Source organism: Parabacteroides faecis, from assembly GCF_014647375.1.
In the GTDB taxonomy this organism is placed as follows: domain Bacteria; phylum Bacteroidota; class Bacteroidia; order Bacteroidales; family Tannerellaceae; genus Parabacteroides; species Parabacteroides faecis.
The window spans coordinates 261,639-288,054 of the sequence record NZ_BMPB01000001.1; the positions used below are offsets into that span (position 1 = coordinate 261,639).

The following is a 26,416-nucleotide window of genomic DNA, read 5'->3' on the forward strand; positions in this document are numbered from 1 at the left end:
AAACTAAAAGTAACAATACAAGCAATACATTATACACACCTCAACTTATAATTGAATAATAATGCCTCTATAATAATAAGATAAATTATCAAGAGGTAATACGTCCCCCATATCAGATTCAAATTTAGTAAAAACTGAAATAAACTAATTTGATTCAGCCTAACTTCCTCAGATAAAAACGCCATAGTTTTCATAGAACTATGGCGCTTTTTCTTATATTATTTTATTAATAATACAAAATAATAAGCTTTTAAAGACTATAAAAATGGACAATATCACTAAACTAATGGATAATATTTCGATTTGCCGTAAAAAGATCAAATAAATAACAGTTTGCAACACCCAATTTTAGCCTAATGCCATAGTTCTATGAAGACTATAGCAATAGAGTTAACAAAATCTAATTACAAACCAGAAAGACTACAGTCTTTCACAAATAAAATTATAACATGACCTGAAAGTTCCGTAGTCGTATTATTCAATTACATGCTCTAAAAGAATGTGTAATCTTAATTTGTTAAATTAGATCTAATATAATCATCTTTTGCTATACCAGGCAAAAGCCTGCTTACATACAATCATTATTATTTAGTTGCAAATAAGTAATCACTGATTGTACAAATGATATTTTTTGCACCTAGTATTTATATTTATGAAAAGGACAAGAGAAAATGAAAACCTCGAAAATAAATGTAACCTTATTCTATCTATTCACCATATTTCTTTTTATGGGAGGATTTATTGCCTGTAATAACGAGAATAACTCCTCCGGAAATGAACCTTATTCACCTGATAAGCCATTGGTTGTAACGAATATCGGACCGGAAAAAGGAGGGATCGGAACCCGTGTAGTGGTTAGCGGTTCTAACTTTGGAGACGACATATCTAAAGTGAAGCTGTTTTTCAACCAGAAAGAAGCCCTGATCTTAAAACTACAAAGTAACGCCATCTATGCAATGGTGCCCAAACAACCTGGAGAATACTCTACTATCAAAGTTGCAGTAGAAGAAGGGAAAAATGGAGACGGATCACCCAAATACAGGGAGGAGACACTTAAAGACAAAAAATTCAAATACAATATTAAATCCACCGTCACTACCGTAGCCGGACAATTAGACGTGAAAACGGCAGCAGACGGTCCGGCTTTGGAAGGATCATTCGGACGCCCTGTCATGCTAGCCGTCGACAATGAAGGGACAGTACTGGTTGCCGACGACGGGGGCAAAATGGTCCGGATGCTATCTATACAGGACAACAAACTCAGCACTGTTCTTTCAGGAATGCACGAACCCTGGCAATGTTCGTTTAATCTGGATTTTACAAACTATTATGTATTGGAAAGACGTACAGCCATGCGCCCGCTTCTTTTCTACGGTTTGTATAAATCGAGTAACTGGCAGGAAGCCGAGGCTTACTATGATCAAAAAAATGAGAAAGGAGACTATATCGCCGGTGCTATGGATTATTTCGGACTAGCTGCTGACAACGATTATGTCTTCCTGTTATCTTCATCGGGTAAACGACTGATCCGCGTGAACATAGCGACCAAAAAGGTAGAACTGATCGGAGAAAATCTGAACATGGATTCATGGGCACACATTGCCTATAACAAAGTGAACGGATACCTATATATCACTTCCGAAGCTTGGGGACGTCTCTACCGCCTGGACCCTTATCATACTCCGGCCGGACATACCACCCCGTGGATAACACAAAATGAAGTAAAACATATTGTTGGGACAGGAAGAGGTGATGCTATAGAAGGTAACGGGAAGGCTGCACAATTAGGTAAAATAGAAGGAATGGCCACCGATCAGGAAGGAAACGTCTATCTGGCTGACTATACCAATCATGTTATTTGGAAAGTAGACGAAGAATTCAATGCTACCATCTTCGCCGGAGTCCCGGGAGAAGCCGGATATAAGGACGGGAAACCGCAGGAAGCACTCTTTAATACCCCTTATGATGTAGCAGCTACCCCCGACGGCATCCTTTATGTAGCCGACACCTACAATTATTTGATCCGTTGTATTGCTATTCAATAACCATAGATTAAAATACATAAGAATGAAAAAATATATCGCATTGTTCGTCATATTTATGACGATACTACCGGCTTTTGCCCTGGCACAGACAACGATTAAAGTTGAAGGAGTAGTCACAGATGCTAATAATGAGACACAGATCGGTGTGAACATCTACCCACGCGATAATCCGACGCAGGGAACTGTCACGAATCTGGACGGGAAATACACGATTGAGGTTAAACCCGGTACGACACTGGTTTTCTCCTACATCGGATTCAAATCGCAGGAAATCAAAATCGGAACAGCCAAGTCTCAAACAATCAACGTTGTACTGGATACCGATGCCCAACAACTGGAAGAAGTGAGTATTGTCGGATATAGTACACAACGAAAAGTGAGTGTGGTCGGGGCCATCACAAGTGTTAAACCTACTTCACTGAATGTCGGTGGTGTTACCTCCGTCAGTAACGCCCTTGCCGGACGTGTGGCCGGACTGATCGGTATCCAGCAAAGCGGCGAACCGGGCAATGACGTCTCTGAATTCTGGATTCGCGGTATCAGTACCTTCGGTGCTAACAGCAGCGCATTAATATTGATAGACGGAATAGACCGGGGAAGTTCCAGCCTGAACGAACTCGCACCCGAAGATATCGAAAGTTTTTCTGTCCTGAAAGATGCTACGGCTACGGCAGTATATGGGGCCAAAGGAGCCAACGGAGTCGTATTGATCAACACCAAGCGTGGCGCAGAAGGGAAAGTATCGATCAATGCCAGCGTAAAAACAATGATCGAAACACTTCCCAGGCTTCCGAACTATCTACGGGCTTATGATTATGCCAAACTAGCCAACGAAGCAAAAGTGGTGAGAGGCGACAGATCGGTCTATTCACCCGAAATATTCGATATCATAAAATATCATATGGATCCTGATTTGTATCCGGATGTCAGCTGGCAGGACGAGATATTGAAAAAACGGACATTGGGTGTACAAGGAAATATCAATATCTCCGGTGGTAGTAAACTGGCTCGTTACTATATGAGTGCATTCTACCGGACCAACGATGCCATTTACAATCAAACCGGTATGGACCGTTACCACTCGAATGTCAGACGTAACCAATATACCTTCAGAAGTAATATCGACGTCGATCTGACCAAAAGTACACTGGTGAGCTTGCTTTTGTCCGCCAAACTGGTCGACATGAACCGGCCGGGTATGGGTACAACCAAAGAGATATGGGGCGCACAGGCATCCTTAACTCCCTTGACAGTCCCGGTTGTCTATTCAAACGGGCAACTTCCAGCTTACGGAAAAGGGGAACAAACCTCTCCATCTGTATTACTGAATGAAACCGGATTTCTGACCGACCGCGACAACTCCATCGAATCATTACTGAAAATAGAACAATCACTCGATTTCATCACAAAAGGATTAAAAGTAACCGGTTCTCTGTCATTCGACAATTACAACAATCACCTTACCAGCCGGACTAAAATGCCGGACCTGTATAAAGCTACTGATCGCAACTGGAACACCGGCGAACTGATGACACTCAAAACAGTGGTTGCCCAACCGATGACTTTCAAAAGTACTTCATATGGGATCCGTACTATTTATATAGAAGGGAAAGTCGAATACAACCGATTGTTCGCCGAAAAGCACCGTATAGGAGGTCTGTTCTTATACAACCAGAAAGACTATCAACGAACAGATGCGGATGGCGAACTGGCCTCTATCCCTCATCGTAACCAGGGTATTGCCGGACGTCTTACCTATTCTTATAATGATATCTACTTCATAGAAGGTAATTTCGGATACAACGGGTCTGAGAACTTCCCTAAAGGGGAACGTTTTGGATTTTTCCCTTCGGGAGCCTTGGGTTATGTGCTTTCCAACTATCCGCTGATAAAAGAAAAAGCTCCGTTCATCAGCACTCTGAAACTCCGTTATTCGTACGGATTAGTAGGAAACGACCAGATCAGCAACGATGTCCGCTTCCCCTACCTCACAACCGTAAATATGAGTGCACCGGGATATGTGTTCGGCGACCAGCATCAGAACTCTGGAGGTGGAGTAACCGACGCCGTATTAGGATCGACCGGCCTGGTCTGGGAAAAAGCAATCAAGCAGAACTTCGGTATCGACCTGACACTTTGGGAAGCACTCGACATCACAGTAGATGCTTTCATCGACAAACGTAATAATATTTTTATGGAACGTGCAACTCTACCAGGCACTATCGGTGTCGGCACCAAACCCTGGGGAAATGTAGGTAAAATGAAAAGCTGGGGAGCTGACGGAACTGCCTCTTATACCCATCGTTTCGGCAATGTAGCGGTTGAATTACGCGGTAACTTCACACTGACTAGAGATAAAATCATAGATTATGATGAGGTTCCTCCCCGCTATCCTTATCTGGCCAAAAAGGGAACCAGCTATGGTGTGACCCGGGGATTGATCGCCTTAGGACTCTTTAAAGATGAAGATGATGTGAAGAACAGTCCTACACAATTCGGGAAAGTCCTTCCGGGAGACATCAAATATCAGGATATCAACGGCGATGGCCGTATAGACGATTATGATATCGCACCTATCGGTAATTCCAACGTCCCGAAAATCCAATACGGGTTTGCAACCAGTGCCAATTGGAAAGGTTTCGATATCAGCGTCTTTTTCAGAGGAGCCGCACAGGTGGATTACTTTATGGGGGGTAACGGATATTATCCGTTCGCCGGAGGTGTGACCGGTAACGTTCTTTCTATTGTAAACGATCAGAGTAACCGCTGGACACCGGCTTCATATTCAGGAGATCCGTCGACAGAAAATCCGAATGCCCGTTTCCCTCGTCTTACATACGGAGAAAATATAAATAACAACCGTCCCTCTTCTTTCTGGCTCGCCGATGCAGGGTATCTTCGCTTGAAAACGCTTGAAATAGGATACACGGTCCCTAAAAAGATTTTGTCGAAAATAAACATGACAAACCTGCGTATCTCTTTCCTCGGCGACAACTTATGTGTCTGGGATAAAGTGAAATTATGGGATCCCGAACAAGCAAGCGACAATGGAGCTGTTTATCCCATCACCCGTTCCTATTCTATGGTTTTACAAGTTTCATTTTAATATATCGGATCATGACTAGCAAAAAAATAAAAACAAGAATATTTGCTTTCTTATTTGTTATCCTCAGTAGTGCAGGCATCACATTCCAATCGTGCAGTTTTTTGGACATAGACCCGTATGTGGCCGACCTTTTCACTCTCGATACAGTCTTTGCCAAAAAGGAATATACACAGAAATATCTGAACAATGTATATAGTTATCTGATAGACTACGGTTCGCCGAGTGCCTGGACAGACAATGCGCAACCCTGGGTATTAATAAGCGATGAGGGTGTAGCCGGATACAAACGGAACAGACATAATTACAATTACTTCTGCAATAATGAAATGAAAGCGGAAGATCTGGATCATTTCGATTACTGGAATTATTTCTACGAAGGGATCCGCAAAGCCAATACATTTATTCAAAGAGTGAACGAGTGCCAGGAAGTAAGTGCCCTGCAACGGTCGGAATGGATCGGTCAGGCCACATTTATAAAAGCGATGATCTATTTTGAACTGATGCTGGCTTACGGCCCGGTCCCGATTGTACCTGATACGCCGGTAGATTTCGACACCCCTATCGACCAGATGATGGTAGAGCGCAATACCTGGGACGAATGTAGCGATTATGTATCTGCCCTACTGGAAGAAGCAATCAAATTACTACCCACACAGGTCAGAGACAATTCAGAAATAGGACAGGCAGTAAAAAATTCTGCACTGGCAGTACTGTCACGCCTCACTCTTTATACAGCAAGTCCGCTTTATAACGGTGAAAATAGTGAGTTCAGCGATTTTACGAACAATGCAGGCGTACCGTATCTTAATCCGGTCAAAGACATAAGGAAATGGGCCGTCGCAGCCGCCAATGCCAAACGGCTCGTCGACATCAAGCCCAATGATCTGTATACTGTCCCCCGAATGGAAAACACACCTCATTTCCCGGTTCCGGCTGCCGAACAAGCTGATTTTCCGGACGGCGTAGGGGGTATCGATCCTTATCATTCCTATATAGATATGTTCAACGGCGAATGTGTATTGGCTTCATCCAACCGGGAGATTCTGTTTTCCCGCCAAAATACGGGGATCAACGGAATGAACAAATACAGTGCTCCTGGTGTGCTGAATGCCTGGAATGTATTCTTCGTTCCGCAGGTATTGGTCGACGCCTACTACATGATCGACGGCCGTACTATCAACAATGCAAGTGAATCTTACCCCTATGAGGAAGGTTATACAAATACGGACCTGGTGTTTTCAGGAGAAAAAAGCAGCAATGGTTTTACCCTGCTGAGCGGAACTCACAAATGGTATGCAAATCGTGAGATGCGCTTTTATGCCACAATCGCCTTTAACAATTCCTATTTTCCTTCCACTTCTACCCCACCTGATAAAATCGACCAGCAAGATGGTAAAGTTGCTAAATATTTCAGCGATTCAAAAAGCGGCAGGGATTATGCCCTGAACCGTCCGCAGGGTGAAGCCGAGGAATATCCGATGACAGGTTATCTTTGCCGGAAATTCCTTCATTATGAAGATTCATGGATCAGCGGAGGAAGACAAAAAACAAAATATTGCCCGGCTTACCGCATGGCAGAAGTCTATTTGAATTATGTGGAAGCAATGAATGAACTGGACCAGTCGTACACGATCAACGACATTACCGTGACACGCAATACGAGTGAAATGAAACGCTGCTTCAACCTGATCCGGTATCGTGCCGGTCTACCGGGTATCACAGATGCCGATGTTGCCAATGCTGATAAAATGAGAGAACTGATTGCCCGTGAACGCCAGATAGAGTTTGCCTGGGAAGGACGACGTTATCACGATCTCAGACGTACGAAAAAAGCGATCATCTATGAAAATGCACCGGTTATGGGATGCGATGTCAGTGCGACAGAAGCTGAAAAAGATAAATTCTATAACATCATCCAGGTGAAAGAAAGAGACTGGATCTATAAGGTCTTTACCCGCAGGCAGACTTTCTTCCCGATCCCTAAAAGTGAGGTAGACAAAAATCCGAATCTGGACCAAATGCCCGGATTCTAACAACATGTTTTACACATATACATATTAATACCATTTATTATGAGATCAAATATATTAAAGCATATATTACTTTTCTCGTCAGCCTGTTTCTTCTGGAGTTGTACGAGTGAACCTGCTGATTTCGGTGAACAATACAAGAAAACACTTTATATTGTAAATAGCCGCGATATGCTCTATGTCGGCGAACATGCATATGGTAGCGAAAATAATTCCATGCAATTTTCAGTCTATTGTGCTTCCTCCGAACCTATCAAGTCCGACCTGACAGTTCAGTTGGAGATCAATCCCAAAGCACTCGACTCACTCAACAAAAAAAGTGCATTAGGGAATCCCTTATATACCGACAAGCAATTGTTACCCAAAGAAAACTATACATCGACAGACCTATCAGTGACCATTCGGGCAAACGAACAATATGGCGTATTGGATATACCGTTCGATCCACAAAACCTGGATCCTGATGTTTCGTATGCACTTCCTATCACGATCGTCTCAAACAGTGCGGGTTATGATGTAAATGAGGAACTAAGCACGATGGTTTATGAAGTAAAAATGATCAATGGATTTTCTGGTGATTTTGCAGGCAGTTCAATAGAACTACCTAAAACGATTCGCTCGGTACAGCCTGTTCTGAAAGCCATCTCTTCCAATTCTATCCGTATGCCGATTCACACATTATCCGGAGAAGCAAAATATATAAAAACAAACTTCATGCTTCTTAACATCGGTACAGATAGCACCTCCGTTACTATAAAACCCTGGCTGGATGCAAAAATAACAGATTCCGGGAAAAGTTATTACGACAGGAAAAAACAAAGCTTCTATCTGAGATATACTTATACGAATGAAGAAGGGGAAACATTCGATATTGAAGAGAAAATAATCAATATAAATGCTCCGGTAACAGATACCGAAGAGCAATAAAGATATAGAATGAAGGTGTTGCAAAAATAGCATTTCGCTTTTTACAACACCTTCATCTAAAAATATCTTATTTACTTTGCCACTTCCTAAATTCTCTATAACTTCGTAAATTCTTCCATGTAAGGAAGATATGAAGTTCCCATGAAAACACTCCGAAAAGTTATCGGTTATATTTCCCTTTTACTGTTTTGCCTGCAGGCTCCAGGGCAGGAAACAGACAGTGTGATCAACAAACTCACCCACTATATCCGTGCTACGGATCAGTTTTCGCAATATATACCACGGGAAAAAGTGTATCTCCATTTTGACAATACCAGTTATTACCAGGGTGATAATATCTGGTTCAACTGTTATGTGGTAACTTCCGAACTACACGAAGCGACCGGATTAAGCAAAACACTATATGTAGAACTATTGAATCCCGGCGGTGAAATCATAGATAAACGGGTGCTGAAGGTCGAGAACGGACAGTGCCACGGAGATTTCACATTAGGGCAACTTCCTTTTTATTCCGGTTTCTATGAAGTCCGTGCCTACACAAAATATATGTTGAACTTTGGCGAAGATGCTATCTTCTCCCGCCTGCTGCCGGTATTCAACAAGCCGAAAACAGAAGGGAACTATGAGGAAAAAGATATGCTGAAATACGGATACGGCAAATATCCGAAGAAACGGGAAAAGCCTCAAAAAGGGAAAAAGGTCAATCTGAAATTCTATCCGGAAGGAGGAAACCTGATCGAAAATATACCTTCACGGGTTGCATTCGAAATAACAGACGCTTTCGGAAACCCGTTGGAAGCAACCGGAAAGATCATAAACCAAGACAAAGAAGAAATAGCAGATTTTGCCGTAACACACGACGGAAGAGGTTTCTTCAATTACACCCCGAACGCGGGTAAACGAAAAGCGGTGGTCGACTACAACGGTAAGAAATACCAGTTCGACATGCCTCAGCCGTTGCCACAAGGATTTACCTTGCAGGCAGATAACCTTTCATCTTCCGACAGCCTTGAAATATCTTTACAGAAAAATGAACAGACACCGGCAGAGATGCTGGGAATGGTCATTATCTGCAGAGGAAAACTATATAATTATTGCCTTGCCAACGTGCTGCACAATGAACCGGTCCGTTTCAAAGTGGACAAAACGATATTACCTTCAGGCGTTTCGCAAATTGTCTTATTCAACAGTAACGGAGATATACTTTGTGACCGTTTGATATTCATTCATAAAGAAGAACAGCTGACGATCAGGTCCAAAGCCGGAAAAGAGACATACGAACCGTATGAAGCCGTCGATATGGAGTTCACGGTAACCGATCAAAATGAGAACCCGGTACAGACATCTTTCTCCTTATCGGTAAGGGACGGCATGAACGAAGTCAAATCGGATTGCAATATCCTGACAGACATGTTACTTGCATCCGATATAAAAGGATACGTTCATAACCCGTCTTACTATTTTGAAGCAAACGATTCCGTCCACCGCTCCTCTCTCGACCTGCTGATGATGGTACAAGGCTGGCACCGCTATTCCTGGAAGCAGATGGCAGGAACAGAACCATTCGAATTGAAATACACACCGGAACAGGGTATCGAGATGCACGGCCAGGTTGTTTCCTTCGTCCGGAAAAAACCTAAACCCAATGTTACGATATCCTCCTTCCTTCTCAAAAGAGGCGAGGAAGAAGAGGCTGCCAGCGCATTCGATATATTTACAACCGATAGCCTGGGACATTTCGCTTTCCGGGCCGATATAACCGGGAAATGGAATATGATACTGGCCGTGAGCGAGAAAGGAAAGAAAAAAGACCACCGGATCATACTCGACCGCCTTTTCACCCCGGAGCCGAAAAGATACCGTTATCCGGAAATGCAGGTCACTGTTGCTGATCAGGAAACAGAGAAAGCAGAAGAAACAGATGCAGAAGAAGTTCCAGAAATACAAGAACCGGAGGAAGATATCAATGCTTTCCTGACAGCCTATGAAGACTCTTTGGCCAAAGCGGGGAATAAGGAGAAAGTTCTCCGTCTGGACGAAGTGACTGTAACCGCCAAAAAGAGATCACGGGAAAAGGATATTTTCAATAACCGTTCCAAATCGATTGCCTTTTATGATGTTCAGTCCGAATGGGACGATATAACAGACCAGGGGAAATATATCGGAAAAGATATACATGAACTGATGATAAATATGAATAACAATTTCAGAAAAACCTTCTCCAGACAAGACGAATATCTGCAATACAAAGGGAAAATGCCTCTCTTCGTCATCAACTACGAACCAACCATGGCTACTGAAATGGACTACAACAAATACAAACTGATACGCCTCGAAGCCATCAAATCCATTTATATCAATGAGGAACTTTCTATCATGTGTAAATATGCAGATCCCAGAATGTCACCTTTGGAGGTAGACGATTTTTACAGTTGTGTCGTTTTTATCGAGACATTTCCGGAAGATAAGATACCGACGGATGCCGGTAAAGGGGTACGAAAAACCTGGCTGGAAGGCTACAGCCAGGTTAAAGAATTTTACAATCCGGATTATTCCATCCTTCCGCCGGAACCCGATTACCGCCGCACACTCTACTGGAATCCTTCAGTGACACCCGATGAAAAGGGTAAAGCTGATATCAGGTTCTATAATAACAGTAGCTGCAAAAAGTTCAGCATCAGTGCTGAAACGATTACCGCAGACGGAATAATCGGTATTTATAAATGATCAATATAAGTATAACTGTTTCATTTTCTGAATATCCACGCCTAACGTCTCCGTCAGGAACTTAGCCATGGAGCCGTACTTTTCGTCTATCTTATTATAAGCGGCATTCAGATATTTCTCATCGACAGTAACTAACGGAGCAATTTGAGGATAAAATTTCAAATAGGTATCGTACTTACCTGCGATATAATTCTTACTAAGCATATAATCCTTCATTATCGTTTCTTTATCTACACCGAGAGCCGACAGAATAAGCATGGTTGCAACCCCTGTACGGTCCTTGCCTGCCGAACAATGGTAACTCAACGGCAAAGAACTTTCATCCTGAACATATTTAAAAAACTCTTTATACTTAGCTACATAATCATCATAACTCACCATTTCGATATAAGCATCCACCATAATCTGAGCAGTCTCTTCCTCACTAAGCCCCTTTGATATACTTCCGATAATCTCATCTGAAAATATATTACCGGCATTGATCTCCAGATCATAAGGATTCTTTACCGTAGACGGTAGCTTATCAGGAGCAGCAGGCAGCATACCGCCCAATCCACCTTCTTTTTCCGTGGCAGTACGAAAATCGACAACAGTTTTCAATCCGGTACTTGCCAGATAGGCAAGGTCGGCATCCGATAATTTATTCATCTCATCCGTGCGGAACAATTTTCCCCAACGTACATATTTACCTTCACTATTCTTTATACCGCCCAGATCCCTGAAATTATACCCGTTAACCGGCAAAAGTCTTTCAGCCAACAAAGCCTGACCTTCGGAGTTCTTGAACAGGAAAAGCTGTCTCTTCGTAGCATCGACACTCAAATCGAAAGAGCCTTTTCCGTCACCGGTCAGGCAAGGTGTATTCATATCGATATCTTCTGCTGTAGTACCGGCATATAACTCCCAGGCTTTATCGGAAGTCACACTCAGCACAGCCTTTTTCGTTTCCTTATCACGGGCAATCCCGGCATCTCCGCTTACATCTTTTCCGGAATAACCGATTGTTGTTTTATCATCATCATCATCTCCGCAAGAGACAAACAGTCCGGAGACACAAAACAGCAGCAATAAATAGTAAGATAAATTCTTTTTCATAACGCTTTTTACTCATTAATAAATAATTTAAAGGCGCGCAAGATACAGATTTAAAACTAATTACTCAAAGACAGCCAACCTTTTAGCCTCATAAATGAAATATAGAATATCGTTTATTTATTTTAGAATATAAAAAAATACCCCTCGCGACAGATAGTAATCGCGAGGGGTATTCCGGACAGAGATGGATACCTACTCTATTACAGCAGCAAAGCCTCCGTTTCTGACCATCTTAATTTTGATTATATCATTCTTCTTAACAGACGATTCGTTCCGACGATAATCCATGGCCTGACGACCTGCATTGATACCATCTTTAAAAGAGGTCATCTTATAGTTTCTGCCATCGTTGAGAAAATCAAGACAGATATCTATCTCACGCACATCCTTGCTATTATTGGTCATGCCACCGATAAACCATTTATCCCCTTTACGTTTAGCTACAACAGCCACTTCTCCTACTTCAGCGGCCAAAGCAATGGTCTCATCCCAGGTTGTCGGTACCCGAGTAATAAATTCCGTACAATCGGCATTACGATAATAGAGAGTAGGATTGTCAGCCAACATTTGCAAACCACTCTCAAAGATAACGTACAAAGCCAATTGATAAGCACGCGTCCCGATACTTCCGGAATTGGGGCGGTCAGCACGGTAAACATTGGGTTGGAAACTGTTCATGGCTCCGGGAGTATAGTCCATAGGCCCCACAGCATTACGCAGGAAAGGATAATAAATACTATTATCCGGAGTACAACCGCCCATTTGCTCCATGCCCCTCACACCCTCATAAGAAAGTACGTTGGGGTATTTGTATTCCAATCCGGCAGGTTTGAACGAGCCGTGAAAGTCTACAAAGAGCTTATACCTGGCAGCCTCTTCTGCCACTCTTTCGTAGTAGTTGACCATCCATTGATCACTGCGGTCCATAAAGTCGATCTTCACACCTTTTACACCCCATTCGGCAAAAGTTTTAAATAAATCCATGTGATTCTCTACAGTCAACCAGGTAAGCCACAAAACGATACCGACGTTCTTTTCCTTGCCATAACGAATCAATTCATGTACATCTACATGGGGATTAGGAGTAAAAGGATCGCGAGTACTTTGGGCCCAACCTTCGTCCATAAGAATATAAGATATACCATATTTAGACGCAAAATCGATATAATACTTATAAGTCTCCAGGTTATATCCCGAAACAAAATTAACATCCGGACCATAAGGGCAAGCATCGTTCCACCATTCCCAACTTACCTGTCCGGGGGTAATCCAGGAAGGATCCCCGATTACACTTTTCGTTGCCAGCCTGAAGGTCATCGTGTTTTCGATCAGTTGTTTGTCATCTTTGGTAATGACAAAATAACGCCAGGGATAAGTTCTTTTTCCGGAAGTCTTAGCAATATAATCAGCTTCCTTCAACAACTTGAGGCTACGGTCGCCATCTTCACCAAACTCCAGCGGATTGTTCGGGAAAGTGGAAATCAGGCCGTTTTGTCCATTACTTTTAAGAAACATACATGGATAATCCGAAAGATCAGATTCTGAAATCAATATCTTGTATTGTTTCCTGGTATCAATCAGTAATGGAAGAACAGCCTTCTTATCTTCAGGAGTCCATTCGTTACTGTTTACATGAGTATAATTCTCTTCGTAAGCAGTTTTAAAACTTCCGGGTTGCTGCATGTGAAGAAGATAAGGAGCAGGAAAATTAATTGCCAAATCTTCGTTCATCACTTCTATGTCACCTTTCTTATTAGTAAGGAAACGGTAAGCGATACCATCATCATAAGCCCGAAACTCTACGGAATAATTCCCTTTAAAATCCATTCTCAACTGATTATAATGATTACGTACGGTCGAGAATTTCAGAGGAATTACCGGAGACAGCATCTCATCCGCATCGGAGAACTTTTGTCCCGACAATTTAGGATTTTCACCCAACATTTCATCTCTAAGCGTTAACCGGAGATAATTATCTTTCAGGATCACGTCACCATTGTATGAAATGGAGTAATAAATCTTATCAGTAATACGGAGACTTACTTTTATCTCCTTGTTGGGAGATACTAATTCCACCTTCTTTTCGGCAGCCTGAGTTGACGAAAAGAATACCAATACAAGGAATAAGATGTAAAAAGTTTTACAGTTTTTCATACTATCTTTAATTAAAAATGAATTTTCACATCCGATTATCTGACAGGCTCTATTCTGAATGAATAACCGACAGGTTGATTCACAGGAATCATATACTCAGGCAACGGACGGGGACCGCAGCTGGCATTACCCAACCCCTGCTGGATACAATCCAAACTAAGATAAACTTGCGGCTTGCGGATATTATTCAATTCGAAGTCATGTTCAGCCTCCCATAAATCCTTGTCAGAGAAATGCAATGCACTAAAACTAAGTTGGTCTTTAGACGTTATTTTCAATCCACGATTATTCTTATCGGAAATGATAAACCATCGCACATCTTCACGGCTCCCCATACTCTGTGCACGAACATAATGCTCTTCCTCCATCTCTTTCACCGTTTTATCGAACTGACCGAAATAAGCAGAACGCTTTCTGTCCCAATAATTCTCATGAGGACCACGGCCATACCATTGGATATTTTCAAATTCCTGGGGCAGAACGACCTGTAAGCCCAAACGGTGTACAATAGCACTATTCTGGGGCAGCGTAAAGCTGGCATCCACATCTACGGTTCCATTGCCATAGATTACATATTTTACAAGATGGGGTATTACTACCGGATTACGGTAAGCTATTGTTGCATCCATATACGACAAAATAGTAATCGACTTCTTATCGTCTGCTACCTGATAACTAAACAGGGGTTTTCCATATGTAGTCGGATAATAGTTCTGGTCCGTATACTTATCATTACTGATACTACGATACCAATTGAGAGCAAAGCCATTGTTTTGATGAATCATCTCCTGATCGTCATAACGCAATGATTTCATAACTCCTGAGTTCGTATCAAACGTAATGCCAAAATCCCCGCCTTTTATTACAAGGTCTTTCCCCTGGGTACTAATATCCAAAGCATTAAGCGTATTGGCATCCACCATCGGCACCACCGGCCTGCTGGTTAATGCGAATTGTTCAGAGGCAACCACATGACCTTTATCAGCCCATCTCGTTTTATTCTTCAAAGAAAAATAGACATTTAGAAAATACTCTTTCCCTATTTCCAGATTTTTGTCATATGGAATAACAACCGGTAATTTTTCATCAGGCTCCAGATTTATCGAAGGGATGGTTCCTGATTCCGATTTTACACCGTTTTTTATAATTTCCCATGTTATATCAAACTGATCCAGATTCGTGAATGCATATTTGTTTTCAATTGCAATCTTACCACTCATCAGAGCCAAAGGAGTCATTTTGATGTATTGAAAAACTTTTTTAGCTTCCAGCAACTTAGCCGTAACTCTTCTGTCGGGAGTAGTCAATCCGTTGCATGAAAAATCTTTATCATTGGGTTTGTCTCCAAAATCTCCACCATAATAATATTTATCAGCAGAATCACCATACTTATTGATACCCTGGTCTACCCAATCCCATACACAACCACCAATGATGCGTTGCGATTTTTCAATATAATCCCAGTATTCACCCAGATTACCCGGAGCGTTACCCATCGAGTGGGCGTATTCACAGAAGAAATACGGTTTATCTTCATCCATCTGGTCGATACGGTTCAAGTCTTTCATGTCAGGATACATCTGTGAACGAATATCGGCGACTTCATTTTTACCTTCATAATGAATCGGACGTGAGTCCATTTCTCTGGCACGTTTACTCATGGCTGCAAAATTCTCCCCGTTACTTCCTTCGTTGCCCAAGGACCAGAAAATGACTGACGGATGGTTTTTATCCCGCTCGATAACTCTTTCTATACGGTCTACAAATGCAGGTATCCAGCTTGGTTTATCTGATATGGAACCATTTCCATGATTTTCCAGATCGGCTTCATCCATAATATACAAACCATAATAATCATACATCGCATACATTTTAGGATCATTAGGGTAATGACTTGTACGCACCATATTAATATTATGATTTTTCATCAACAGAATATCCTCGATCATCGACTCTTTAGGAACAGCCTTACCATATTGAGGATGTATATCATGCCTGTTCACGCCTTTGAAAAAGACGGCTTTATTATTTATATATACTCGTTTGTTTTTGATTTCAATTTTGCGGAAACCAAATTTAGACGACATGGCCTCAGTCACCTCTCCTTCGCTATTCTTCAAAGAAACAATGGCCGTGTAGAGATGGGGATTTTCTGCAGACCATAACAATGGGTTATTTACTTTTGCCTGCAGGTCATATTTCTGCTCTGTACTGCCTTTCAGGGAAGCGATCGATTGCGACAAAGTGACCACCTCTTTTCCTGACGGGTCAAGCAACGACAGCTCGGCTGTCTCTGCCTTTGCCGTACTATTTCCATAATTTCTAACAGACAATTCAGCTTTAAAGGTAGCATCACTAAAATCATTCCCATTAAACTCTGATTTCAGAAAATAATCACGTACATGTACTTTTGGGGTAGCATATACATATACATCACGGTGGATGCCACTCAAACGGAACATATCCTGATCTTCAATATAACTGGCATCTGTAAAACGATAGACCTCTGCAGCAATCGTATTTGTTCCAGTCTTTACATATTTGGTAATATTGAACTCCGCATCGTTATTGGCCCCTTCACTATAACCTACCTTCTGCCCATTTATCCAGACATATATACCACTGTATACACCATTAAAATGCAGCATTATTTCTTTTCCGTCCCATCCGGCAGGTATGGTAAATTCGCGACGGTATGAGCCGACAGGATTTACCTCAATTTCATTGGTATACCCTTTTTGCGGTTGGATAAGAGGAGGATTATTTTTAAAAGGATAAGTTATATTGGTATAAATAGGAGTACCATATCCGTGCATTTCCCAATTAGAAGGAACAGGGATTTCCTTCCATGCAGATACATCATAGTTCATTTTATAAAAGTTGGCAGGCCGTTCGGAAGGCTGTTTCACCCAATTGAACTTCCAGTTCCCATTCAGGGAAAGGTAATAATCGGAATTAGGCATTTCCCACGGTTTCTCAAAAGTTTTATCAGCTTTGAGACTTTCAATGGAAGGATAAGGAATGTATGTATTGTGACCGGGTTCTTTATTAACCCCGAAAATCAATTCATTCTCCCATTCGGTTTTACCACGAACAATCACTTCTTTAGGAGATTTTACCGAAGTTTCCACCAATCGCCAAACCTGTGAGGAATTGGGTAACTGGAAGATTTTACTACCGGCAACATCTTCTCCGTTATAAGCTAAAGACATATTACTTATTCTTTGTGTAATAGCATAGGCCCCTGTTCCCGTCACATGAATTGTCCACTGCTGATTGCCATTGGAGTTGCTCGATTCCCATTGCATTAATTCACTGCCTTCTCCTGCATGGATATTCCCGTTGTCCATACTTTGCCTGACAAAGGGGTTAGCAATTGTGTAGTACCCATTCTTCAATCGGGTTATTTTCCACAATTGCCCTTTATTATTTCCATTATTTTTCGACAAGACAAAGCCATCCCCATTCTGATCACTTTGCTTATTATCTATCACCAGTCCCGACGGACTCACTATTTTGTATAATACTTCTGCATTTATCTCCTGGCTTTGTGCAGACACACTCCAAAAAGAGATAAATACGACATACATTAGAAAAATAAGATTATACTTCTTCATGATATTGAATTAATAATTATTATTCAAGGTCAATAACCCGGATTCTGTCCGTTCACCCAATTGTCTACCCCGCCGTTTTGTGCAGCAATCACCGAGTTGCGGTCAATAGCTCCTTGCGGAAGCGGCATAAGATACATTTTCGGTAAGAATTTCCGGTCTCTTACATCTACGATAGTATAAGTAAGGGTTCCGTTATTTTCTTCAATCAGCATACCCTTTAAAGGTACATTCATCACACCCGGACTACCGTCAGGTAACTTATCTGCTATTTCCCACCGGCGAATATCCCACCAACGCTTATCTTCAAAACACAACTCCACGCGTCTTTCACGCCGGATGATTTCTCTCATACTTTCTTTATTCAAAGATTTAAAAGTATCTTCCACCTTCGGCATATTACCATTCCGGGTACGTACCAAATTTATCGCATCCAGTACTTCTTTTGTAGGACCATTTACTTCGTTTTCCGCTTCTGCAAAATTGAGTAATACTTCACCATAGCGGAAAAACATGTAATTTTCGTACGATGTTTCATTACCAAACATAGACAACTCTTTATTCTCGTTCAACCTTTTACGAGCATAATAACCGGTATGTGTGTTATCGTTGGAATAACCCAGATCTATTGAATTATTGCCACCCAACTGTGTCATGATCTCAAACTCATTCCTCCATTTGGAGCCATTGTATAGAATAGTCGCATAAAATCTTTTTTCCCGTCCTTCATATGGATTATTAGGATCATATCCCGAAGCCGGATCCGTAATCGGCAATCCATTCTCCATACTGAATTCATCTACAAGCTGCTGTGTCGGTTGGAAATTTCCCCATCCGGATCTGCTTGAGCCAATAGCAGGAGGTCCGAAATGCATTTCTTTATTATTTCCTTTGTCAGGTCCGTACTGGCGGGCAAAAATAGATTCACTATTATTGTTGGTCATAAACAATACATCGAAGTCCGAAGCCAGGCTGTAGACACCCATTTCCATAACCGATTTACAAGTTTTTGCAGCAGTTTTCCACCGTTCGATATCATTCGCAGGATTTCGTTGGGCACTGGCATGATAAAGTTCGCACCATCCTTTCAGGGTCAGGGCAGCCCCTTTGGTAGCCCGGCCTGCATTATTTCCTGTTTCTGTTTCATTCAACAAGGGGGCAACTTCTCCCAACTCAGAAACAATGAAATCAAACGTTTCCTGTGCCGTGGCCCTGGGATTTTCCAACGGTATGTCGGTATTCTGATTATCGAGCGGCACCGTGATCAACGGAACGCCTCCGTATGTCATCCATAACCAATGGTAAACGAAAGCTCTCAAAAAACGTGCTTCAGATATCCGGTGTTGTTTATAACTATCCGACAGAGTCGATTCCGTCACTTTCTTTATAAACACATTGCATTTACGAATCTTTTTATAGGCCTTTTCCCAGTCCCATACGTCGCTGAAACCTGTCGGGTAATTCTCCGGGGTAATCTGCGCGTTTCCGATATTCGCATATCCGGCCATCCAGTTAGTGCCAACATCGGAGTTATCCGAAAACTGATCGAGATGTTGCGTAACTTTATTGGCATCCGGCAACAGGTCATTATACATATCATTAAGAAACAGGTCTGCATTCTGTTCTTCAGACCAGAGTACATCATCAGTGACAGAGTTTCGGTTTTCAACTTCCAGAAAATCTGAACAACTGCTAATTAAAGCCATACATATAAACAGGCCTATATATGTTATTTTAGATTTCATATTCATCGATAATTATTTGAAGGTTACATTTAAGCCAAAAGAGAATGCCTGCTGCTGATAATAGTAGCGTCCGTCGGTATTACCCGCTTCAGGGTCGATTTTTTCATCCATAAACGGAGTCCATGTCCACAGATTCTGTCCTGCGAAATAGAAACGAACTCTCGACATGCCCGCTTTTGCTGTTATTTGCTCAGGCAAAGTATACCCCAATTCCAGGCTCTTCAGGCGAAGATAAGCCGCATTACGCATCCAATGGGATGAAGTAACTTTATTATGATCCACAGGAGCATTATACACACGCGGATACTTGGCATCTGTATTTTCGGGTGTCCAATGATCTTCATACTGTAGTTTAGTGGCCGATCCCTGACTTTCAAAAGGATGCGCCATCGTACCTTCGAGATATATGTCGTTCATCGCCGCACCCTGAAATAGCATATTCAAATCAAATCCTTTCCAGGAGAGTGTCGGTGTAAAACCATAAATAATCTGAGGCGAATTTTTAGGGCGACCGATTACCGTATTATCATATGAGTCGATCACGCCATCCGGCACTCCGTCCGGGCCATACAGGTCGGCATATTTTATATCGCCGGGTTGCACTTTTGCATCTCTGATAGACGCGATACCGGGTTTTAAACTACCATCGGCGTTAAAATCATCCGCTGTATAATACCCCAATGATTTATAACCGAACTGCGTCTCGAAAGACCGCCCCGTCAATCTTCTGTTCGGATTATTATATGTACTGGACGTTTCATAAGTCTCCAACAATTTGTTGTGTACATAAGTAAAATTACCAGACAGATCCAATTGCATCTTGTTGGGGAATGTATGTGTACTGGAGAGCATTATCTCGATACCCTGATTACTCATCTTTCCACCGTTTACATCCCGAAGCTCAATACCATACTCCAGTGGCACCGTCACTTTAGGCGACATTAACATATTGTCTCGTTTATCATAGAAATAATCGACAGAGAAAGAAAGCAATCCTCGCCATAAAACGCCATCGATACCCACATCAAACTTTTTAGCTCTCTCCCACGTAATGAAAGGGTTACTTTGCTTCGTTTCATATATACCAGTAGTCGGGTCACCAAAATAAGCAGAGTTAGAAGACATTTCATAACCGGACATATATTGAAAAGGATCACCGGCCAAATTCCCGGACTCTCCGTACGACACCCTCAGTTTCAACATGTCCAGATTACGGATATTATTCTTCATGAAATCCTCTTCTGATATATTCCAACCGGCAGATACAGAAGGGAAAAAGCCCCATTTTTTACCCGGAGCAAAATAATAATTACCATCATACCGCCCGGCAGTTTCAATCATATATCTGCTATTATACGTATATCCTATCCTGTAAAGCAAACCGACAGAGGTTTCCTTTGATGACGATCCACCGTTGGTCACTTTCCCGGCGGCCGTACTACCCAAGTCCATTTCGTCCATCGCGATAGGAAAACCTGTCCGCTTGGCATCAAACCATCTTTTATCCCTTTGCCGGCTTTCCACTACTCCCAGGAAAGTAACATCGTGCAAATCATTGAAGCGGTGTTGATAATTAAGATATCCCTGAAATGTAAATCTCTTATCATCTTCATCTTTTTCATACAAACTGTGATCGCCCTCCCTTGTTTCATTAAAGGTATAAGGAGTTGTTGAAAAATCAGGCGTATAAGAAAGTCTAGGTTTCCGCCATTCTTTCTTAAACAATTTATACGGGTCGTAGCTTACTACCCCCTTGATACTCAATCCTTCTAAAAACGGCAACTGCTGTTCTACCGAAAGCGTAGTATAAAGTTGTGTACGTTCTTCTTTGGTATATCCGCTGAGAGTACTACCTAAGGCAACCGGAGAACGCCCCAGATAATTACCCCACAGTCCGTTGGAATACCATATCGCTTCGGTTGCAGGCTGCCTGACCGCCGCATAGGCAATACTTCCGGCTGATTCACCCGGAAAGTGATGGTTGGCCACATATCCACTCAGAGAGAGTGACACATTCGTGGTCTTCGTAGCTTTTACATCCATACGGGACGAAACGTTATAACGCTTCATATCAGTACCTTTATACATCCCCTCTTGTGAAGTATAAGCCAATGATATATAATAGTTGACAAACTCCGAACCTCCTGAGATCTCAATATTGTGAGAAGTCATTATCGTATTACGCTGTATAATATCCCTGATCCCACGGCTGTTAGGATAGCGGTCGGGGTCGGCATCGGCTGCTCCGTCAACGGTTTTCTTATACATAGCTATTTGATCATCCGAATAAGGCATGTTTGTCAGTCCGCTGTTTCTGGCACCTTCATTAAGTAAAGTAGCATACTCATACGAGTTTACCATCTCCGGGATACGGGTTGGGTTTTGGAAACCGACATATCCGTTATACGAAAAAGTAGGTTTCCCGGTTTTCCCTTTCTTTGTAGTGATCAGAATAACGCCATTGGCACCACCTATTCCGTAAGGGGCTACGGCTGCCGCATCTTTCAGGATAGTTACCGATTCTATGGTAGTCGGATCAAGCTGGCCGAAATTGTCGCGAGGTATCCCGTCAATCACAACAAGCGCGCTATTTTTCGATCCGGTCGTTCCTTTACCACGAATAAAAATATCCGGATTGTCGTAACCCAGTTCTCCACTGCCTTGCCGGGCCACGAGTCCGGGCATACGCCCCACCAGGTTCTGGCTGATATTGGTCACCGGCTTAAGTGCCGTTTCTTCTCCTTTCATAGAAGCAACGGATGCGGTAAGAGATGCTTTCTTGGTGGTACCATAACCGACAATGACAACTTCATCGAGCGTTTTCAAATCCTCTTTTAGCGTAATTTGGAAACTTGTTTTAGAACCAACCGCAATCTCCTGAGAAATATAACCGATATAAGAGATTTGCAAAATATCACCAGCCGCGGCATTTAAGCTGAAAGAACCATTGATATCAGTGATTGTTCCATTAGAACTTCCTTTTATTGTTATATTAGCTCCAATAACAGACTCGCCCTTTTCGTCCAGAATCGTCCCGGTGATAGTCTTTTTTTGTTGTTGCTGTCCGGCCGCTTCTGAAAAATGTTTTTTTGAAAGAATAATATTCACTCCTTCCACGGCATAAGACAAATCAGTCTTTTCCAGAAGTCGGTCCAGAACTTCACGAACCGGCATATTTTTGGCTGTGACAGACACTTTTTGTTCCAAATCGATTTCTCTGTTGGAGATAAAAAGATAGTCGGTCTGCCGTTCAATATCTTCCAATACTTCATTCAGTACGGCTTGCCGTTTATTCAGATTTACCCGGGCATTCTGAGAATGTGTATTCTCAGCAAAAGCAAAACAGGTAAATAATAACAGTAAATAAGTTGTTAATCTCATGACTCTGAATATGTGATAATTCCAGTGTTTTTTTGACAATAATATCCAAGATGAAAAAAGTTTTTTCATATCTTTGTAAATGATTATAATTAATAAGTATGTTAATTTATGTACTTGTTAGAATCGGTAAGTGTTGGCGCATTTGCCGATTCTTTTTTTATCTGTTTCTACTACTACATAGGCTATTCTTTTTAGATGATTAATAAATATAAATTATATTCGTATCTTCTTCCCGCTTGAAAGTGAAACGGAAGTCTTTTTGTAACACACGCAACGCATGATCTATGCCATCGGAAATCCGAAGTTTTCCTTTATATCCTAATTTCTTGGTTTTGTCATTTTTGATTATAATCTGAAGGTCATAATACTTCTCGAATAAGCGCATTATCTCTGTAAAAGATTTATCTTCCAGGATGATCAATCCGTCTTTCCACCGGAAACTATTCTGATTGGCAGAAGATACATGCAGGACATCTCCAATTAATTCGGCAGCCTCTCCCGGATTCAGATAAAGGGATTCATTCTCTTTCTGTTCTTTATAGAGCTTGACCTTTCCGGTAAACAGTCCGGTTTTGAAAGTCGATTCCTTTGCATAAGCCTCCACATTGAAGGTAGTGCCCAACACCTCTACATTATATTTGTTGGTTTTAACGATAAATGATTTCTTTTCGTTTTTCGTTACCTCGAAATATGCTTCACCGTCCAGTTCAACGATTCTGTCTTCGCTGGCAAAAGTTGTGGGATATTTGAAAGAGGTGTTGGAATTCAGCCAGACAAGTGTTCCGTCAGGTAATGTGACAGAGGTTCTGCTGCCGGAAGGGACATAGATGCTTTGAAGCGAGCTCTCCGACTTGCCAAACTTATAAAGAGAGAAACAATAACTACTTGCAATAAGAATAAAAATCGCTGATGCAATTTTTAATGTGTTCCATAGGAATATTTTCCTTCTACTGGAAGTGGCAGGCGATAGCTTATCTTCATCAATAACCACAGAGGCGTCAAAACGGATACGCTCCCGGATAAATTGTTGTTTGTGCGACTCGTCACTTTCCAGCCATACACGAATAGCTTCTTTTTCCCATTCGGAGCATTCTCCCTGGAAATAACGGGTCAACATGTTGCGGTCTATATTCATGCCTGTTATATATTAATACTGGTGTGTCCTGCTCTCAAAGAAAACCAATCTCTTTTAAGAATCAGGTTCTATAATAAGAGCAACTAAGGGTGGAAAAATCCCAAACGAAATCACTAAATATTTTGAAAAAAAATAAGGACAAGAGGTATATAGTCCTTTAAATCTTTATATATCTGCGCATTAGCCTTATTCAAATGATAGTCGATTTTTTGCAATGAAACATTCATTTCTGCAGCTATTTCTTTTCTCGGTTTGTTTTGCAAACGATTTTGAATAAAGATATCGCGGGTTTGCTTCGGCAGTTTTGCCAGAGAGGCAGTCAGGAGTTCCATTATATCTTTTGTAAATATATCGGCATAACCTGTATCTTCCAACGTCATAATACGGGCATTGATCTCCCACTCATGAAGTTCTACAATTTTTTGTTTATGGCTTTCTTCTACCTGAAGATGTTTCAGATAGTTCAGACATTTATTCCGGACAGTTATCATAATATAACCTAGCACATCTGTTTCTGCCGATAGTTTATCTTTATTCTCCCAATAATAAAGAAGGGCATCATGTGTAAGATCTTCTGCGGTAGGCTGATCATTGACATAGTAATAGGCATACCGGACAAAACGCCTGTAATACATATTGTAAAACGAACCAAAATTCCAATCCGTATTTACTTCAATAGGTGTTATAAGATTCCTTTCCGTGGTAATAATTTTAGATTTGCGAATTGAATTTCTTGCGATTGAACAAAGTTACGGATTTATTTTCATACTCCTTTATCTTCGCCTCGCAAATCCGTTTCGTAATATCCCTGAGTAATTCGACTTTCGGGATAAGGGTATCGATATCCTCTTTCGTTACTACAAAATACGGGTTATACCTCGCTTCTACATAGGCTGCCTTTAAAAGTACAAAAAGTCGTTTTTCTTCAGGTGTATTTTGTGGAAACACAGTCCCCAGGTCATCGGCATAGCGCCTTACAGAAGAAGATAACTTAGAGAGGTTGTGTTGTTTGTTATTTCGTAAAGTAAAAGTTAAACGAATGGCATAATAGTAATTCTCACAGGCTTGATGAAGAAAAAAAGATGCTTCTTTATAATCAGTTTCTTTATCGGCTATTATTGCATACTTCAAAAAATTATTTGCTCTTTTTGACTTCTCATCAAAATACTCCTGTGCCTGTTCCTTTATTTCCGCAAAGTTCAGTTTTCTTCTACGTGATAATTTGTATTTACCACTGTTATACAAAACAATACCTTCCTGTTTAATCTGGGTATAGAAATACCGACCCTCTTCGAGATACTTATTTAACGCCTTAATATCATCGGTGATAAACTGAACAGGCGTATCGCGATCGAAATCTTTTCCGGAGAAGAAGATATCTTCTACATTATCCAGTACCGTTTCTGCCTTTTTACTGTTAAAGCCGCTTGTTACCACATAGATATCGTAATCTGATATCTTGACTGTAGGAATACCACCGTCTTCAATTCGTACGCTACGACGCACATAATTGCCTCTAGCATAACTACCATACAGAATAATATATTCCGTCTGAGGTAATCTTTTCAGTATCTCTTTAACCAGAAATACCAAATCGTCCTGTTTGTCTTTCGGCAGATAAGCTATCGAGTCTTTCATTATGCTTGATTATGTACAACATTAAACACACAAATGTATAAAAAAAGCCGGACTGACTTAATCTTTTTATTCTAAATCATATACTTGCATTACGTTTCTATTTCTTGATCCAAGTATTTCATGTTTATTCTACCTCAGGTGCTTCCCAAACGCCTGTTTTATTCATTCGATAGCTTTTCTCTATCATTTTCGGAGTATATGCATCCAAAGCATAGAGTATTTCACGGCAGAACTCCAGTGCAGAAAATCCGTTGGCTGTTACAATGTTACCATCTCTTACTGCCGGGCTGTCGATATAGCGGCATTCACCTTTATAGCCTGCTCCGGCAAACGCTTTGATGTATTCCAATGCATTACTGGTGTGGTTCACCTCATTGAGAAACCCGTGCATCCCCAGAAAAACAGAAGCATTGCAGATACCTGCAACCAGTTTCTTATTCTCGATGGCATTTTTTACTAACGGTACAATCAGTTCGGCTTCCGGGGTAAACCAACTCATACCACCGATCAATACGATTCCCGCATAATCGGCAGGAATATCGTCGATGCTGTAATCGGGCAATATCTTGAAACCACCGCACGAAATGACAGGGTCTTTTGTCACCGACACCGTTTTGACCACATATTTACTCTTAATATCAGGTCCACAGCCGAAATTTAAGTACGGGCCAATATACGCGCCTTCCCAATCGGCAAAGTCTTTGAGCAGTATAAATAAAATCTCTTTTTTCATGATTTTGTTGCTGTTTAATTGTTGTTGTTAATAAACTGTTTTTCACATATAGATTTAACAATCTCTACAAACCGTTACGGCTCTTC

The 26,416-nt window shown here is 41.5% G+C and carries 14 protein-coding genes; 5 read left to right on the forward strand and 9 right to left on the reverse strand.

Features of this window, described 5'->3' with window-relative positions:
- Window positions 1-671: 671 nt before the first annotated feature.
- The 5 genes from IEY67_RS00840 (at window position 672) to IEY67_RS00860 (ending at window position 10,835) form a co-directional block, all read left to right on the forward strand.
- The gene (locus tag IEY67_RS00840; protein ID WP_183670430.1) at window positions 672-2,045 is read left to right on the forward strand and encodes an IPT/TIG domain-containing protein; all 1,374 of its coding nucleotides are present in this window, start codon (window positions 672-674) and stop codon (window positions 2,043-2,045) included.
- A 22-nt stretch (window positions 2,046-2,067) separates the two neighbouring features.
- Window positions 2,068-5,151, forward strand: coding sequence for a SusC/RagA family TonB-linked outer membrane protein (locus IEY67_RS00845; RefSeq protein ID WP_122375640.1), 3,084 nt, complete (start codon window positions 2,068-2,070; stop codon window positions 5,149-5,151).
- An 11-nt stretch (window positions 5,152-5,162) separates the two neighbouring features.
- Window positions 5,163-7,184, forward strand: a complete 2,022-nt coding sequence (locus tag IEY67_RS00850; protein WP_183670428.1) for a RagB/SusD family nutrient uptake outer membrane protein — start codon at window positions 5,163-5,165, stop codon at window positions 7,182-7,184.
- A 39-nt stretch (window positions 7,185-7,223) separates the two neighbouring features.
- Window positions 7,224-8,108, forward strand: a complete 885-nt coding sequence (locus IEY67_RS00855) for a BT_3987 domain-containing protein (protein ID WP_183670426.1) — start codon at window positions 7,224-7,226, stop codon at window positions 8,106-8,108.
- Window positions 8,109-8,249: 141 nt separating this feature from the next.
- Entirely contained in the window at window positions 8,250-10,835 is a 2,586-nt protein-coding gene (locus IEY67_RS00860; RefSeq protein ID WP_183670424.1) for a hypothetical protein, read from the forward strand.
- Here IEY67_RS00860 and IEY67_RS00865 read toward each other — a convergent pair whose 3' ends face one another.
- The 9 genes from IEY67_RS00865 to IEY67_RS00905 form a co-directional block, all read right to left on the reverse strand.
- Window positions 10,836-11,930, reverse strand: a complete 1,095-nt coding sequence (locus IEY67_RS00865; protein WP_122353192.1) for a tyrosine-protein phosphatase — start codon at window positions 11,928-11,930, stop codon at window positions 10,836-10,838.
- Window positions 11,931-12,122: 192 nt separating this feature from the next.
- A complete protein-coding gene (locus IEY67_RS00870; RefSeq protein WP_183670422.1) occupies window positions 12,123-14,084 on the reverse strand; it encodes a glycoside hydrolase family 97 protein in 1,962 nt (653 codons plus the stop codon).
- A gap of 35 nt (window positions 14,085-14,119) precedes the next feature.
- Entirely contained in the window at window positions 14,120-17,701 is a 3,582-nt protein-coding gene (locus tag IEY67_RS00875; protein ID WP_183670420.1) for a glycoside hydrolase family 2 TIM barrel-domain containing protein, read from the reverse strand.
- 29 nt (window positions 17,702-17,730) lie between these two features.
- Complete coding sequence (locus tag IEY67_RS00880; protein WP_187576628.1) at window positions 17,731-19,404, reverse strand: RagB/SusD family nutrient uptake outer membrane protein; 1,674 nt, start codon at window positions 19,402-19,404, stop codon at window positions 17,731-17,733.
- A gap of 51 nt (window positions 19,405-19,455) precedes the next feature.
- Window positions 19,456-22,824: a TonB-dependent receptor gene (locus IEY67_RS00885; protein WP_183670418.1), complete on the reverse strand. Its 3,369-nt coding sequence runs from the start codon at window positions 22,822-22,824 to the stop codon at window positions 19,456-19,458.
- Between the two features lie 199 nt (window positions 22,825-23,023).
- Complete coding sequence (locus IEY67_RS00890) at window positions 23,024-23,959, reverse strand: FecR family protein (RefSeq protein ID WP_183670415.1); 936 nt, start codon at window positions 23,957-23,959, stop codon at window positions 23,024-23,026.
- A gap of 113 nt (window positions 23,960-24,072) precedes the next feature.
- Window positions 24,073-24,699, reverse strand: a complete 627-nt coding sequence (locus tag IEY67_RS00895; RefSeq protein ID WP_308425739.1) for an RNA polymerase sigma-70 factor — start codon at window positions 24,697-24,699, stop codon at window positions 24,073-24,075.
- The gene (locus tag IEY67_RS00900; RefSeq protein WP_183670413.1) at window positions 24,671-25,597 is read right to left on the reverse strand and encodes a HEPN domain-containing protein; all 927 of its coding nucleotides are present in this window, start codon (window positions 25,595-25,597) and stop codon (window positions 24,671-24,673) included. Before IEY67_RS00900 ends, IEY67_RS00895 begins: the two co-directional genes overlap by 29 nt.
- A gap of 124 nt (window positions 25,598-25,721) precedes the next feature.
- Window positions 25,722-26,330 (reverse strand): type 1 glutamine amidotransferase family protein, encoded by a 609-nt coding sequence (locus IEY67_RS00905; protein WP_122376457.1) that lies wholly within the window; start codon window positions 26,328-26,330, stop codon window positions 25,722-25,724.
- Window positions 26,331-26,416 lie beyond the last annotated feature (86 nt).